We start from the raw sequence: 13,669 nt of genomic DNA, 5'->3' as shown, positions 1-13,669 counted from the left end.
GGGCGGTTCAGGGAGAATCCGGCGTGGGGACCCAAGCTACTTCTCGGTCGCAAGACCTGGATCCACACGGTCGCCCACGCCGGGCTCTCGGCACCCAAGGTGCCAGATTGGCAAGAGATAAGATCCACGACATGCGTGGATGGCTGGGCCAGCTTCAGTGCCGACCGACGGTCGCCACCCACCAGGGCAGGCCCGGCAGTAGAAGCCACTCGGCAGTAGATCCACGCCATGCGTGGATGCTTTGCCCGGGAGGAATCCTAAAGCTCCAGCACGCGCCGGTAACTCAACGGCCCACGCCCATCGCGCAGGCCCAACCGCAGTTCCAGCCCGGTGGCCGGCAGCACCTCGCCTTTGCTCGGCAGCAGCGCCCACCCGGCGCCCGGCTGCCAGGCGCGTACCTCGAATCGCTGCACATCCTGCGCCACCGCGATCCCCTTTGACGGATCCGGTGCGGGCAAGGGGTAGCGATCCGTCGCAGCGCCACTGGCCCGCCACAGCGTGCTTCCCTGTCGCCACCAGCGAACACGTTGCCAGCGCAACCCGTCGCTGCCCAAGCTGCGGGTGATCTCCAGCGCGAAGCTTCCATCCGGATGCCGTTCGCTCACCAGTGAAGGGGGTAGCAGGCGCTGAGGCTGATCCGCCGGGCGCACTGCGCCGTTCATCAGCGCGTCGTCGGCACGCATCTCGATGTCGCGCTGGAACTGCTGCAGCACGCGCAGCGCCGTCGTGGTCTCGGCATCGGCCCGGCGCAGGCGTTGGTCGCTGCTGGCCACGCTGTCCAGCGCACGCCAGCAGATCAGTGCCAGCACGCCCATGATGGTGATCGCGATCATCACCTCGATCAGTGTGAAACCTGCTGCGGTGCGCTTCATTGCGCCGCCGTCCACGGCAGCTGCATCCGCGCCAGCGATTGCCGCGGTGCATCTTCGGCCACCACGCTGAGTTCCAGTTGCGGCTGTCCGTCACTCCCTGTGCCGATATGCTGCAGCACCAGGAAACTGCTGCGCCCCTGCACGCAGCGCTGCCGTGCATCCTGCGGCGGCTGCCCGGCCAGGCGCAGCTCCTGCCAGCGGTCCTGCGCACACATCAGTGCCAGCCGACGGTCGCGCAGGCGCGATTGATCATCGGTCGCCACCGCCACCGAACGCATCACCGCCGCCAGCGCAATCGAAACGATCGCCAATGCGATCAGCACTTCGATCAGGGTGAATCCGTGTGCCTTCTGCTTCACTGCACGACCTGCAACTGTCCGCTGCCATCATCACGAAGACGCAGCTGGCGGCCCTGCAACGACAGCCTCAGCTCCCACGCCACGCCGATCCACTCCGGGCTCAGTTCAATCGGCGTGGTCGGTTGCACCGCGATGCCCGCCGGTTGCCATTGCTGCGGACGCAGAAGGTCATCGCGCTGCACGTCAATCCAGCGGTTGCCCTCGCGGCGGCTGAAGCGGTAGCCGGCGGCGTCGGCCTGCCAGCGCAGGGGGCGGCCATCGATGCGCGCCTCGTCGCGCGCCACCTGCAGGCGCTGCGCCAGCCGTTCAGCTTCCTGTCGCAGCTGCCGGCCCGGGTCGAGCAGGCTGCCCAGGCCCAGGCCGATGCCCGCCGTGCAGATGCCGATGATCACCAGCACCACCATCAGTTCCAGCAGGGTGAAACCACGCGGCACGTGCTGCATCGACGTTGCCTCCTGTCCGGGTCGATACCCGCCAGCGTAGGCCGGCATGATGAAACAAAAGCGTCAGCCACAGCTGCTAGCGTGGGCGGACACGAACGTGGCGATGGTGCGGAACATGGATGGCAGGCGCTGGGATCGCAATCGCATACTGACCCTGCTGGCGGCGACGCTGCTGCTGGCGGTGGTGGCCTATTGGGGCGTGACCCTGTCTGCGGTGGCGCCGACGGCGGCGGCCAGCGAAACGCACGCAGAGGTCCCTGCACGCCCCCTGTTCGATGCAGTGGCCAGCCTGCCGCTGGTGCGGTTGCTGTCCCCCGGTGCGGTGCAGACCGAGGTGGTCGTGCTGGGCGTGATGGCCGGCGACCACGCGCCGCTGGCGCTGCTTTCGGTGGATGGACGCCCGGCGGAAGCGTATGCGCCCGGCCAACGACTCGGACCCTGCACGGTGCTGGCCAGCATCAGTGCCAGCGCGGTCGAATTGAACCAGGCCGGGCAATCGCGCAGCCTGCCGGTGCCTGAGCTGCCGCCGGTGCCGAGCGATGGCTTCGTGCCGGCCGCTCCATAGAGCCCAGCCTACGCTCGGCTGCGTCTGGAAGGACAGTCGAGCATGGCTCGAATCTACAAAATCCTGCCGGGCGTGGGCTCGGCTTCACGTCGGCGGAGGTTCAGCGCGCCGGACGCTGCGGTACCACCGAACGACCAAAGGCATCGCCCATGCGCTGTCGTGTGCCTTCCAGGTTGTACTGCATCAGCTGGTTACCGGGCTGCCGTATCAGGCGCTCGGCCTCGGGAAGCGTCGGTGATCTCGCCGCTTTCGATGCCGGCGCAAGTTTGCGCTGCAGGCAGTCCCAGGCCGGAATGCGCTCGCCATTGACCTGTACTTCGATGCAGGGCGCGGCGTCTTCCTGCTTCTTCGCCTCGTCGGCGCGCACCGGGGCCAACACCAGCAGCAAGGCAAGGGCGAGGGCAGCGCGCAGTTCCACCATCAGTGATTCACGCATCTCGAATCTTCCGCAGCAATCGACGTTCTGCAATGAAGACGTGTGGAGAAGGCAGGGTCCGCCTGCGTACGTTGCGGTGCCGTCAAAAGATGACAGTGCTGTCACAAAACTGTTGGCGGTTTTGACGCGACGTACACGTCCTGTTGGTAGACCCACGCGCCGCTCCATGGCCCTTTCCTTCGATACGACGCGATGCCTTCGATGACTCCTGTTCCGTGCCGAGCCGTCCGCCTCCCGCTGCGCCTGCATCCGCTGGTGCTGGCCCTGGCGGCGCTGCCGCTGCCGCTGTTCGCGCAGGAGGCGGCACCCGCGCCCAGCGTGAACATCAATGAGTACATCGTGCGCGGCAACACCGTGCTCGATCCGCGCCAGATCGAACGCGCGGTCGAGCCCTTCCTCGGTCCGGGAAAGACCCTGGCCGATGTCGAGAAGGCACGCGATGCCGTCAATGCGCTGTACCAGCAGGCGGGGTACCAGTCGGTCTACGTGGAGTTGCCCGAGCAGCAGGTCAGTGGCGGCGTGGTGCTGCTGAAGGTACAGCAGACACCGATTGGCCAGCTGCGGGTCGTGGGGACGAAGCACGAATCGCCCGAACGCATCCGCGAACGCGTACCGGCACTTGCCGAGGGCAAGGTGCCGGACTTCGACCAGGCGCAGAAGGAACTGACCGCACTGAATGAGGGCGGGCGTCGCCAGGTGATGCCGCTGGTGCGCGAAGGCCAGGTGCCGGGCACGATGGATGTGGACCTGCAGGTCGAAGAGAAGTCGCCGTGGCGTGCCAGCGCGTCACTCAACAACGACCACAGCGCCGACACCGAGAAGCTGCGCCTGAGTGCGTCGCTGGCCTACGACAACCTGTGGAAGCGGGGGCACAGCGCCAACATCGGCGTGTACCTGGCGCCGGAAGATACAAAGCAGGCCAAGGTGTTCTCGGCCTCGTACACGATGCCGTTCGAAGGCACGCCGTGGAGCCTGGAAGGTTCCGGCTACACGTCCGACAGCCGCGTGCTGAACGCGGGCGGACAGGTCGGTACCGGCACCGGAACCAATGTGATCGGCAACGGCCATTCGATCGGTCTCAAACTCAACTATCGACTGGCCGGCAGCAGCCAGTGGTGGCGCCAGCTCAGCCTCGGCGTGGACTTCAAGGACACCGAGGAAGACACGCAGATGGGCAAGGAGAGCCTGAAGACGCCGCTGAAGTACGCGCCGATCACCCTGGGGTTTGTCGGTGTGCGCCAGGGCGAGCAGGATCAGTTGAGTATCAATACGCAGCTGGTGGCCGGTACCCGTCGGCTGTTCGGCTATGGCAGTGATGCCATCGGGTTCGGGCAGAAGCGCTACTGGGCAGACCCCAGTTTTGTCGCGTTCAAGGCGGACGTCGCCAACACGCACACGTTCAGCAGCGACTGGCAGTGGTATGCACGCGGCTCGTTGCAGGTGACCGATGCGCCGCTGGTGTCGGCAGAGCAGTTCGCCGCTGGTGGCATGTACACCGTGCGCGGCTATCTGTCGGCCGAGGCGATCGGCGATTACGGCGGCCTGGCCAGCCTGGAATGGCGCACGCCTGCGTGGTCGCTGTGGAGCGGCACCGACCTGCGTGTCTACAGCTTTGCCGACGCGGCCTACCTGCGCCTGCGCCAGCCGCTGCCCGAACAGCGCGACAAGTACAACCTGGCCTCGGTCGGTCTGGGCGCGCAGCTGCGCCTGGGTGAACACCTGCAACTGCGCCTGGACTACGCCTGGCCGTATGCCGATGGCCCGGTCACGCGCAAGGACGACCCACGCCTGCATTTCAACATCAGCACCAGTTACTGACCCTTCCCTTGAACATGCGTTCTCCGGAGACCCTTCGCATGGACCGTTTGCTTTCCCGAGTGTTGTTGCTGCTGGCCGCGCTGGTTGCGCTGCCGGTCGCTGCGGCCGATGCCAATTGGTGGCAGGCCGAATGGAAGTACCGCAAGCCGATCACTGTCGACGCCGGCCCGCAGGGCGCGGGCCTGGCCGGTGATCCGGGTCGCACGCCGCTGCTGCTGCGCCTGCACACCGGCAACTTCGGCTTCGACGGCACCCAGGATGCGGGCAACGACCTGCGCTTTGTCTCGGGTGATGGCCGCACCGTGCTGGCCCACCAGATCGAACAGTTCGATCCCAAGCTGGGCCTGGCCCTGGTCTGGGTGGACGTGCCGGCGGTCAGCGCTGCGGCACCGCAGACGATCTGGATGTACTACGGCAATGAAAAGGCCCCCGCCAGCGGCAACGGCCAGCAGGTGTTCGATCCGGACTATACGCTGGTCTACCACTTCGCCGAGGCCAATGCGCCGGCACGCGACACCACCGCTTATGGCAACAATGCCGGTGCCGTGGTGCCGCCATCGGAAGGCTCGGTGATCGGCCGCGGCGTTCAGTTGGGTGCAGCCCCGCTGCCGCTGCCGGCCAGCGCATCGCTTGCGCAGGAGGCGGGCGCGCCGCTCACTGTTTCGGCCTGGATCAAGCCAGGCAGCAACAACGCTGCACAGGCGATCTACGCGCGTCGCGACGGTGCGTCCGAACTGGTGCTGGGTATCGAAAACCGGGTGCCGTTCGTGCAGCTCAATGGCCAGCGCAGCACGCTGGCGCAGCCGATTCCGGAAGGGCAGTGGGCGCATGTCGCGCTGACCGCAGAGAAGGGTGCACTGCAGTTGTACCTCAATGGCCGCGTGGTCGCCCAGCTGAGCGGCGAGCTGCCGGCGCTGACCACCGCGCCGGTGGTGGGCGCCGATGCGCCGGGCGCGGTGCAGCCGCTGGCCAGCTTCGAAGGCGCGCTGGATGAGCTGCGTATTTCGCGCGTGGCACGACCGGCCGCGCTGCTGCTGGCCGATGCCACTGCGCAGGGCGCCGACTCGCGCCTGATCGGCTACGGCGCCGACGAACAGTCCGCCGGGCAGAGCCACTTCGCCTTCATCCTCAAGGCGATGCCGTTCGACGCCTGGGTGGTGGTCGCCATCCTCGGCCTGATGATGCTGCTGTCGTGGGCGATCATGATCGCCAAGGGGCGGCACTTCGGCCGTACCAGCAAGGCCAATGCAGTGTTCACCGAGAGCTTCGGCAAGCTGTCGGGTGTGCCGCTGCGCACCCTGTCCGACATGGACCGCCAGGGAAAGGCACCCACCGCGATGCACGACGGTTCGCTGTGGCGCATCTACCAGGTGGCCATCGATGAAATGCAGCAGCGCCACCAGCGCGACGGCAATAGTGGTTATCTCAGTGGCGCCACCATTGCGGCGATCCGCGCCTCGATGGATGCGGTGATGGTGCGCGAGCAGGAAGCGATGGCGCGGCGGATGAACTGGCTGTCGACCACCATCGAAGGCGCGCCGTACGTGGGCCTGTTCGGTACCGTGATCGGCATCATGCTGGTGTTCGTGGTGGCGGCGATGGCTGGCGCGGTGGACATCAATTCGGTGGCGCCCGGCATGGCGGCGGCGCTGCTGTGTACCGCTGCCGGCCTCGGCGTCGCGATCCCGGCGCTGTTCGGCTACAACTACCTGGGCGCGCGTGCCGAAGCGATCGGCGCGGACATGGCGGTGTTCATCGACGAGTTCGCCGCACGCCTGGCCGAAGAGCAGGACGGGCGCGGCCCGGCCGCGGTCCAGGGCTGAGGGGCACGCCATGGGCCAGAAGGCGAAGTTCGGCATCAAGAAGCGCGAGAAGGGCATCAACGTGACGCCCTTCGTCGACGTGCTGCTGGTGGTGCTGGTGATCTTCATCCTGACCAGCAACGCCTCCATCCCCGGCATCGAGGTCAACCTGCCGAAGGCCAGCAACAGCGTCGCGCTGGAGAAGCCGAAGACCAAGGCGATCACCATCGACCCCAGTGGACAGGTGTTCCTGGATGCCTACCCGGTGACGATGGCCGAACTGGAAGACCGGCTGCGCACCGAGCGCGCGACCACGCCGGATTTCCCGGTGATCGTGCGCGGTGATGCGCAGGTGCAGTACGCCCGCGTGGTCGAGGTGCTGGACCTGCTGCGGCGGCTGGAGCTGGCCCAGGTCGGCCTGGTCACCGGCAAGGCGCAGGGCTGAGGCATGACGGCCCATCAACCCCCTCGGCCGGAGCCCGGCATGCGCGGTCGCCAGTTGCTGGTGACCGTCGCGCTGGTGCTGGCCGCGTTGCTGGTGCTCGGCATCGCCGTGTGGTGGATGCTGTTCAGGGACACTGCCAGTACCCGTCGGCCGGTGGTGCAGCCGCCGATGCTGGCGCTGCCGCCGCCCCCTCCGCCGCCGCCGCCGCCACCGGAAAAGCCGCCGGAACCCGAAACGCCGCCGGAAGAGACCATTCCCGAGCCGGAGCCGCTGGATCAGCCGACGCCGGCCGAAGAGCCGACCCCGACTCCGGACAATGCCGACCCGGTAACGATGAATGCCGATGCGCAGGCCGGTGGTGACAACTTCGGTATCCAGTCCGGCAGTGGCGGCGGTTCGTCCGGCGTTGGCCGTGGTGGCGCCGGCAACGCTACCTACGGCCGCTACCTGGGCTACCTGATGCAGCAGGCGATCTCGCGCGATGACAAGGTCAAGCGCCAGGCGTTCCAGCTGCAGGTGAATGTGTGGCTGGCCAACGATGGCCGCCTGGAAAAGGTCGAGCTGGTGCGCGGCAGTGGCAACGAGGAGGCCGACGCGGCCGTGCTCGATGCGCTGCGACGCATCGGCAAGGTCGACCAGGCACCGCCGCCGTCGCTCGATTTCCCCGCCCGCGTGCTGATCCAGGGCCGCCGGCCCGGGGCCTGATTCCCGACCTCCGTGATTTCCCTTCTTTCGATGAGAACCGTGATGAACGACCACGTCCGCGCACGAACCGACTCCCGCCGCCTGCGGCCGGCCCGACGGGCGCTGCTGTGCTGCGCCGTGCTGCTCAGCCTGGCCGCCCCGGCCGGTGCGATGGCCGCCGAAACCACCATGGTCAAGCTGATCAAGGGCCTGATCGCCAGCGGTGCGCTGAAGCCCGAAGACGGCCAGGCATTGCTGGTGCAGGCCGAGGCCGAAGCAGCGGCCGCCCAGCGCGGTACAGTCGCCGCGCCCTCGGCCGCCAGTGGTGGCGTGGCCCTGGAGGCCGGTGACGTGCGCGTGCCCTACGTGCCGCAGAGCGTGCGCGACGGCATCCGTGATGAGGTGCGCCAGGACGTGATGGCGCAGGCGAAATCGGAAGGCTGGGCGGCACCCAACGAAGTGGCCGAGTGGACCAAGCGCATCAAGGTCACCGGTGACATGCGTGTGCGCAGCGAGTCGCGCTTCTACTCCGAGCGCAACAGCGACATCGTGAGCAACTGGTCGTCGATCAATTCCGGCAACGGCTTCGACACCAACACCAACACCAACCTGCAGCTGCCGCCGCTGCTGAACACCCGCCAGGACCGCCGCAACCTGTGGCGCATCCGCGCCCGCCTGGGCATCGAGGCGACCATCGGTCAGCACACCACGGCCGGCGTGCGCCTGGCTAGCGGCAGCAACAATGGCCCGGTGTCGACCACCGAGCAGCTGGGTGGCGGCCTGAGCAAGAAGGACGTGTGGCTGGACCAGGCCTGGCTGGCCTACAGCCCGGCGGACTGGGTGACGGTGCGCGGTGGCCGCTTCGGCAATCCGTTCTGGACCAGTGACACGCTGTTCTCCAACGACCTCAACTTCGATGGCCTGGCCGCGAACCTGAAGTATGACTTCGACGATGGCGACCTCGACCTGTTCGGCAACCTCGCGGTGGTGCCGCTGGAGTACACCTCCGACAGCTCGCCGAGCCAGAGCAAGGTCAAGACTCCGAACGAGAACAAGTGGCTGTCCGGTGCCCAGGTGGGCGTGAACTGGCGCTTCAACGACGACAACGCAGTGCGTGCCGCGCTGGGCTACTACGACTTCAATAACATCAGCGGCCGGCTGTCCTCAACGTGCTCGCTGTATTCGGGCGCGGTAGGCTGCGACACCGACTGGTCGCGCCCGGCGTTCATGCAGAAGGGCAACACGCTGATGCTGATCCGGAACATCGCGCGCAATCCGCAGGACCCGGCCGGTACGCCGACCCCGCAGTATGTCGGCCTGGCTTCGGCCTTCCGCCTGGCCACGCTGAACCTGCGCTGGGATACACAGCTGGCGCAGGGCATCGGTCTGCGCCTGGACGGCGATTACATCCGCAACCTGGCCTACGACAAGCAGGCCATGTTCAGCCGCGCCCAGAACGGCATCGTCAACAACTACGGCGCCGGCGATACTGTCGGCATCGATACCTTCCGTAGCGGCGACACCGCGTGGATGGTGCAGGCCACCTTCGGTGCCACCGAGCTGAAGGAGAAGGGTCAGTGGCAGGCGCTGCTGGGCTACAAGCACATCGAGGCCGATGCGCTGCCCGACGCCTACAACGATCCGAACTTCCACCTGGGCGGCACCAACGCCCGCGGCTACTACGTGGGCGGCGCCTACGCGCTGGATGCACGCAGCTGGATCAGCGGCAAGTGGATGGCGGCCAAGGAAGTGTCCGGCGCGCCGCTGTCGATCGACGTGTTCCAGCTGGAGTTCAATACCGGCTTCTGAGTGGCGGCGTGATGCGGATCACGTAGTGCGTGGCGGGGGCGCAGCGATGCGCCCGTCTAAGGAAAGGAGACCACGCGTTGTTCAAAAGGAGGAGTGGATGAGCCGTCGCAAGCTGTTCGAGAGTCCCGAACCGTCCAGCCAGATGCTGGGTGTTGGGCCGGCCTATGTTTCCGTCGAGGGCCTGCGCCAGCACCTGGCCGAGTTCCTGCTGTATGCAGGCCGGCCGGTGGTGATCATGCGCGGGCGCAGCGAGGTGGGCTATTTCCTGCCGGCGCGCTGCTGGCGCCAGCGTGACGATGATCCGCTGGCCGCCGCTGCCGCCGACCAGCTGCTGGATGCGGCCGGTTTCCAGGCCGAAGACATCCAGCAGGTGGAGCAGGAATTCAACGCGATGCGCCAGCGCACCGTGCTGCATTCACGGCGCTGAGCTTTCGCCTCTACAGTAGATCCACGCCATGCGTGGATGGGATTACGCTGCAGCCCCACGCTCACTGGTGATGCGCGCACCCTCGCGCATCACCAGGGTCACCGGGGTCTTTTCCACCACCTCCAGCAACCGCTGCCACTGCGCATCGCTCAGCTCGGCGCTGGCATGCAGCACGCGGTGCACATGGAAGCGACCATCCGCGTCACGTTCCGAACGCAGCTCGGCATGGAACTCGCCCAGTTCCCACCCCTTGCGCTGCGCGTACATGCGCAGGGTGATGGCGGTGCACGCCGCCAGCGAGGCCAGGTACAGGTCGAACGGTGCGAAGCCCTTGCCCTGGCCGCCCAACGAGGCGGGCTCGTCCGCATCCACGGCGAATGTGCCATTGCTGATGTGGTGCAGGTAGTTGTCGGCGGTTGAAACAATGCGTGCGTAGGCCATCACGTTCTCCATCTGTCTGTGGCGTCGAGCCATGTTCGACTGCTCCAAAAGGCGGCGCCGGCCAGGACCGGCGCCGCCATCCAATCACTCGGTACGATCGTACGAGAACTGGATGCCTGCCGTACCACCGGTTTCAATGAAGAGGTTCATGAAGGCCGGCACCGTTTCCGAACGGGCCCAGTCGCGCTGCAGCTCGCAGAACAGCTGTGGCACGCTGATCAGCTGGCCACCGGCCTGTTCGATGCGGCGCAGCGCCGCATCGTGCGCGGCCAGCGAGGTGCCGCCGACGGCGTCGACCACCACATACACCTCATAGCCTTCCTTCAACGCATCCAGGGCCGGGAAAGTCAGGCACGCCTCGGTCCACAGCGCGGTCATGATCAGCTTGCGGCGGCCGGTGGCTTCCACCGCCTTGCGGAACTCGACGTCCTCCCAGGAGTTGATGGTGGTGCGGTCGTAGGTGGGGTAGTCACCCAGCACCTTGCGCAGCTGCGGAATCGGCGGCTTGTTCAGGCCGGTCTTGACGTTCACCGTCGAATGCACGATCGGCAAACCATAGGCGACGGCGGCTTTCGCGGTGCCGACGATGTTGTTGACCAGCAGCTGGCGGTCCATCGAGGCGATGGAGTTCACCTGCACCGGCTGGTAGTCGATGATGATGAAGGCGGAATTCTGTGGGGTCAGCAGATGATCGCTGGCCGGGTCGCGGATCGGTTCACTGGACATGGTGGGTCTCCGGTTGAGAGGCGTGCCGACAGCGGGCCGGCACCCCGGGCGTAGGTCAGCTGCGCTGCGAATCCAGCTGTTCGTGGTTCTTCTGCACGTCCTGCGCCTTCAGGTAGCTTTCGATCAGCAGCTGGTAGTTCGGGAAGATCTTCGTGTAGACCTCGGCCCACTGCTGGGCATCGTCGCGGTTCCAGGTGCGCTGGATCTCCGAGGCCACCGCGGCGGTGTCCATCGGCACCACGCCGGCCTGCACCACGCGGGCCAGGGTGATCTCCTCGGCCATCTTCGAGTAGGTGCCAGACGCGTCGATGACCGCGAACACCTGGTAGCCATCGGCAACGGCGGCGATCGACGGGAAGGCCATGCACACGCTGGTGATGGTGCCGGCAATGATCAGCTGCTTGCGGCCGGTGGCCTTCACCGCGGCAACGAATTCCGGGTTGTCCCAGGCGTTGATCTCACCCTTGCGTGCCACGTACTGGGCATGCGGGGCCGCGTCGTGGATCTCCGGGATCAGCGGGCCGTTCGGGCCCTGCGGAACAGAGGCGGTGGTGATCACTGGCATCTTTGCCAGCGTGGCCATCTTCGCCAGCGCGGTGGCGTGGGCGCGCACGCTGGTGAACGGCATGTCACCGATGGTCTGGAACAGGCCGCTCTGATGGTCGATCAGCAGCATCGCGGCGTTGTCCGGATCGATCACCGGGCGGGCACCGTTGAAGTTGGCGGGGGTACTCATGGTCAGTCTCCTGGAGAAGGTGGGCGATGGCCCGGAAGGTGCGGCGGGCCAATGCCCGCCGCATTGAAACGATCAGTGCGCGATCTGGCCGAAGCGGCCGCTGTTGAAGTCGTTGACCGCCTGCGCGATCTCGGCTTGGCTGTTCATCACGAACGGGCCATAGCCCACCACCGGCTCGTCGATCGGTTCACCGCTGAGCAGCAGCACGGTGGCGTCGCTGTCGGCGTCGACGAACACGTCCTCGCCGCTGCGGTCGAAGGTGACCAGCTGTGCCTCGCCGACCGGCTGGCCGCCGTTGATCCGCACCGTGCCCTTCAGCACCACCAGCGCCAGCGTGCGGCCATCGGCCACCGGCAGTTCGGCGTGGTGGCCCTGCCGCAGGCGGATGTCCCAGACATCCATCGGCGTGTGGGTGCGGGCCGGGCCGGCATGACCGTCGAAGCGACCGGCGATGACACGCACCCGGCCGGCGCCTTCAGGCAGTTCAACCGAGGGGATCTGTGCGTCGAGCAGGGTCTGGTAGCCCGGTGCACCCATCTTGTCCTGCGCCGGCAGGTTCACCCACAGCTGGACCATGTCCAGCGTGCCGCCCCGCTTGCTGAACTCCGGTGTGTGGAACTCCTCGTGGAGGATGCCGGAGGCCGCGGTCATCCACTGCACGTCACCCGGGCCGATGGTGCCGCCGGCGCCGGTTGAATCGCGGTGGGCGACCTCGCCCTCATAGACGATGGTGACGGTCTCGAAACCGCGATGCGGATGCTGGCCGACCCCGCGCGGGGTATCGCTGGGGGCGAAGGTATAAGGGCCGGCGTAGTCCAGCAGCAGGAACGGGCTCAGGTGCTGGCCGTGGGTGTTGTAGGAAAACATCGAGCGGGCGGGGAATCCGTCGCCCACCCAGTGCGGGCGCGGGGCGCTGTAGGTACCGGTGACACGCTTCATGGCGATCTCCTGGCCGGGGCTGCCGGCCGCTGTTCTTCGTTGCAGGAGACGATATCGCCGCGACAATTGGGCCGGTAGACGCCAATATTTGCCGTCATAGTCCTATCTGGTGAACAATGGGTGCGCGCCTTGCGCCACAGGAGATCGCCCCGTGTTCATCGCTGATATCCGCCGTTGCGACCTCAACGACCTGTTCTACTTCGCCATGGTGGTCGAGCACGGCGGCTTCTCGCAGGCCGGCCGGGCACTGGCCATGCCGAAGTCGAAACTGAGCCGGCGCATCGCGCTGCTGGAGGAACGGTTGGGCGTGCGCCTGATCCAGCGCTCGACCCGGCGTTTCTCGGTCACCGAGGTCGGCCAGGACTACTACCGCCACTGCAAGGCGATGCTGGTCGAAGCCGAAGCGGCCGAAGAAGCGATTGCGATGTCGCGCGCCGAGCCGCGCGGCACGATCCGCCTGGCGTGCCCGATCGCGATCCTGCACGCGCGCATCGGCCCGATGCTGGCCGACTTCCTGGCCCAGCACCCGCAGGTGACGGTGCAGCTTGACGCCACCAACCGGCGTGTCGACGTGGTGGGCGAGGGTGTGGACGTGGCGATCCGGGTGCGGCCGCCGCCACTGGAGGACAGCGACCTGGTGGTACGCGTGCTGGCGCGTCGGGTCTGGTGTACCAGTGCCAGTCCGGCGCTGCTGCAGCGGCTGGGCACGCCGCAGGTGCCGGCCGACCTGGCGATGATGCCGACCGTCGATCTGGCATCGCCCAGCCAGCAGCATGTATGGGAATACACCGGGCCGGGCGACGTGCTGGCCAGCGTGCATCATCGCCCGCGGCTGGTCAGCGATGACATGATTGCGTTGCGCACCGCTGCGGTGGCCGGGGTGGGGTTGCTGATGCTGCCGCGGATGATGATCAGTGACGAACTGGCCAGTGGCGCGCTGGTGCCGGTGCTGCCGGAGTGGGTGCCCAAGCACGGCATCGTGCACGCGGTGTTCCCGTCGCGACGCGGCCTGTTGCCGGCGGTGCGTGCACTGATCGATTACCTCGCCGAACGCTTCGAGGCGCTGGAGGAACCCTAGCTCTTCCATCCACGCATGGCGTGGATCTACTGGATCCGCCACCGCCTGGTAGATCCACGCCGTGCGTGGATGATCCTGGTGCCGCGCGA

General features: G+C 66.9%; 16 protein-coding genes. 8 read left to right on the top strand and 8 right to left on the bottom strand.

The genetic code is table 11. The features are described from left to right. Window positions 1–257: 257 nt before the first annotated feature. From AC5P67_RS10130 to gspH, 3 genes are read right to left on the bottom strand one after another with little or no spacing between them, the layout of a single operon-like run. Window positions 258–872: a prepilin-type N-terminal cleavage/methylation domain-containing protein gene (locus AC5P67_RS10130; RefSeq protein WP_012480441.1), complete on the bottom strand. Its 615-nt coding sequence runs from the start codon at window positions 870–872 to the stop codon at window positions 258–260. Continuing rightward, window positions 869–1,231, bottom strand: a complete 363-nt coding sequence (gspI, locus tag AC5P67_RS10125) for a type II secretion system minor pseudopilin GspI (protein WP_043033316.1) — start codon at window positions 1,229–1,231, stop codon at window positions 869–871. The genes AC5P67_RS10130 and gspI overlap by 4 nt, the downstream gene beginning before the upstream one ends. Next, window positions 1,228–1,674 (bottom strand): type II secretion system minor pseudopilin GspH, encoded by a 447-nt coding sequence (gene gspH / locus AC5P67_RS10120; protein ID WP_005409879.1) that lies wholly within the window; start codon window positions 1,672–1,674, stop codon window positions 1,228–1,230. Before gspH ends, gspI begins: the two co-directional genes overlap by 4 nt. A gap of 103 nt (window positions 1,675–1,777) precedes the next feature. On the opposite strand from gspH, the gene AC5P67_RS10115 reads away from it, so the two are divergent. Continuing rightward, complete coding sequence (locus tag AC5P67_RS10115) at window positions 1,778–2,239, top strand: general secretion pathway protein (RefSeq protein WP_172711766.1); 462 nt, start codon at window positions 1,778–1,780, stop codon at window positions 2,237–2,239. A gap of 100 nt (window positions 2,240–2,339) precedes the next feature. Here the strand turns inward: AC5P67_RS10115 and AC5P67_RS10110 are convergent, their stop codons facing one another. Then, window positions 2,340–2,675, bottom strand: a complete 336-nt coding sequence (locus tag AC5P67_RS10110) for a hypothetical protein (RefSeq protein WP_005409877.1) — start codon at window positions 2,673–2,675, stop codon at window positions 2,340–2,342. A gap of 201 nt (window positions 2,676–2,876) precedes the next feature. Here AC5P67_RS10110 and AC5P67_RS10105 point away from each other — a divergent pair, with 201 nt between their 5' ends. The 6 genes from AC5P67_RS10105 (at window position 2,877) to AC5P67_RS10080 (ending at window position 9,660) form a co-directional block, all read left to right on the top strand. Beyond that, the gene (locus AC5P67_RS10105; protein WP_005409876.1) at window positions 2,877–4,493 is read left to right on the top strand and encodes a ShlB/FhaC/HecB family hemolysin secretion/activation protein; all 1,617 of its coding nucleotides are present in this window, start codon (window positions 2,877–2,879) and stop codon (window positions 4,491–4,493) included. A 38-nt stretch (window positions 4,494–4,531) separates the two neighbouring features. Next, entirely contained in the window at window positions 4,532–6,316 is a 1,785-nt protein-coding gene (locus AC5P67_RS10100) for a DUF2341 domain-containing protein (protein WP_171968455.1), read from the top strand. A gap of 10 nt (window positions 6,317–6,326) precedes the next feature. Then, window positions 6,327–6,740, top strand: coding sequence for an ExbD/TolR family protein (locus tag AC5P67_RS10095; RefSeq protein WP_005409874.1), 414 nt, complete (start codon window positions 6,327–6,329; stop codon window positions 6,738–6,740). A gap of 39 nt (window positions 6,741–6,779) precedes the next feature. Continuing rightward, the gene (locus AC5P67_RS10090) at window positions 6,780–7,445 is read left to right on the top strand and encodes a TonB family protein (RefSeq protein ID WP_495214651.1); all 666 of its coding nucleotides are present in this window, start codon (window positions 6,780–6,782) and stop codon (window positions 7,443–7,445) included. 42 nt (window positions 7,446–7,487) lie between these two features. Continuing rightward, window positions 7,488–9,233 carry a putative porin gene (locus AC5P67_RS10085; protein WP_005409872.1) on the top strand — a complete coding sequence of 582 codons (1,746 nt, stop codon included), beginning with the start codon at window positions 7,488–7,490 and terminating at the stop codon, window positions 9,231–9,233. 97 nt (window positions 9,234–9,330) lie between these two features. Further along, entirely contained in the window at window positions 9,331–9,660 is a 330-nt protein-coding gene (locus AC5P67_RS10080) for a hypothetical protein (RefSeq protein WP_005409871.1), read from the top strand. Window positions 9,661–9,702: 42 nt separating this feature from the next. On the opposite strand, the gene AC5P67_RS10075 is transcribed toward AC5P67_RS10080, so the two are convergent. From AC5P67_RS10075 to AC5P67_RS10060, 4 genes are all read right to left on the bottom strand, one after another. Further along, window positions 9,703–10,101: an OsmC family protein gene (locus AC5P67_RS10075; RefSeq protein ID WP_005413631.1), complete on the bottom strand. Its 399-nt coding sequence runs from the start codon at window positions 10,099–10,101 to the stop codon at window positions 9,703–9,705. An 84-nt stretch (window positions 10,102–10,185) separates the two neighbouring features. Beyond that, window positions 10,186–10,827, bottom strand: a complete 642-nt coding sequence (locus AC5P67_RS10070) for a hydrolase (protein ID WP_005409869.1) — start codon at window positions 10,825–10,827, stop codon at window positions 10,186–10,188. Between the two features lie 55 nt (window positions 10,828–10,882). Next, complete coding sequence (locus tag AC5P67_RS10065; RefSeq protein ID WP_005409868.1) at window positions 10,883–11,563, bottom strand: hydrolase; 681 nt, start codon at window positions 11,561–11,563, stop codon at window positions 10,883–10,885. Window positions 11,564–11,635: 72 nt separating this feature from the next. After that, the gene (locus AC5P67_RS10060) at window positions 11,636–12,502 is read right to left on the bottom strand and encodes a pirin family protein (protein WP_005409867.1); all 867 of its coding nucleotides are present in this window, start codon (window positions 12,500–12,502) and stop codon (window positions 11,636–11,638) included. A gap of 151 nt (window positions 12,503–12,653) precedes the next feature. Here AC5P67_RS10060 and AC5P67_RS10055 point away from each other — a divergent pair, with 151 nt between their 5' ends. Beyond that, complete coding sequence (locus AC5P67_RS10055; protein WP_024956507.1) at window positions 12,654–13,580, top strand: LysR family transcriptional regulator; 927 nt, start codon at window positions 12,654–12,656, stop codon at window positions 13,578–13,580. Window positions 13,581–13,669: the final 89 nt, after the last annotated feature.

The organism is Stenotrophomonas sp. YJH_SMC_21 (genome assembly GCF_059369555.1).
This window is presented reverse-complemented; position numbering and strand designations above follow the sequence as displayed.

What these genes read in the sequence shown, in the direction of transcription:
- gspH (WP_005409879.1), bottom strand. Translation starts at nt 1,674, where the DNA reads ATGCAGCACGTGCCGCGTGGTTTCACCCTGCTGGAACTGATGGTGGTG.
- AC5P67_RS10115 (WP_172711766.1), top strand. Translation starts at nt 1,778, where the DNA reads ATGGTGCGGAACATGGATGGCAGGCGCTGGGATCGCAATCGCATACTG.
- AC5P67_RS10085 (WP_005409872.1), top strand. Translation starts at nt 7,488, where the DNA reads ATGAACGACCACGTCCGCGCACGAACCGACTCCCGCCGCCTGCGGCCG.
- AC5P67_RS10060 (WP_005409867.1), bottom strand. Translation starts at nt 12,502, where the DNA reads ATGAAGCGTGTCACCGGTACCTACAGCGCCCCGCGCCCGCACTGGGTG.
- AC5P67_RS10090 (WP_495214651.1), top strand. Translation starts at nt 6,780, where the DNA reads ATGCGCGGTCGCCAGTTGCTGGTGACCGTCGCGCTGGTGCTGGCCGCG.
- AC5P67_RS10080 (WP_005409871.1), top strand. Translation starts at nt 9,331, where the DNA reads ATGAGCCGTCGCAAGCTGTTCGAGAGTCCCGAACCGTCCAGCCAGATG.
- AC5P67_RS10100 (WP_171968455.1), top strand. Translation starts at nt 4,532, where the DNA reads ATGGACCGTTTGCTTTCCCGAGTGTTGTTGCTGCTGGCCGCGCTGGTT.
- AC5P67_RS10105 (WP_005409876.1), top strand. Translation starts at nt 2,877, where the DNA reads ATGACTCCTGTTCCGTGCCGAGCCGTCCGCCTCCCGCTGCGCCTGCAT.
- AC5P67_RS10110 (WP_005409877.1), bottom strand. Translation starts at nt 2,675, where the DNA reads ATGCGTGAATCACTGATGGTGGAACTGCGCGCTGCCCTCGCCCTTGCC.
- AC5P67_RS10070 (WP_005409869.1), bottom strand. Translation starts at nt 10,827, where the DNA reads ATGTCCAGTGAACCGATCCGCGACCCGGCCAGCGATCATCTGCTGACC.
- AC5P67_RS10095 (WP_005409874.1), top strand. Translation starts at nt 6,327, where the DNA reads ATGGGCCAGAAGGCGAAGTTCGGCATCAAGAAGCGCGAGAAGGGCATC.
- AC5P67_RS10075 (WP_005413631.1), bottom strand. Translation starts at nt 10,101, where the DNA reads ATGGCCTACGCACGCATTGTTTCAACCGCCGACAACTACCTGCACCAC.
- AC5P67_RS10065 (WP_005409868.1), bottom strand. Translation starts at nt 11,563, where the DNA reads ATGAGTACCCCCGCCAACTTCAACGGTGCCCGCCCGGTGATCGATCCG.
- AC5P67_RS10130 (WP_012480441.1), bottom strand. Translation starts at nt 872, where the DNA reads ATGAAGCGCACCGCAGCAGGTTTCACACTGATCGAGGTGATGATCGCG.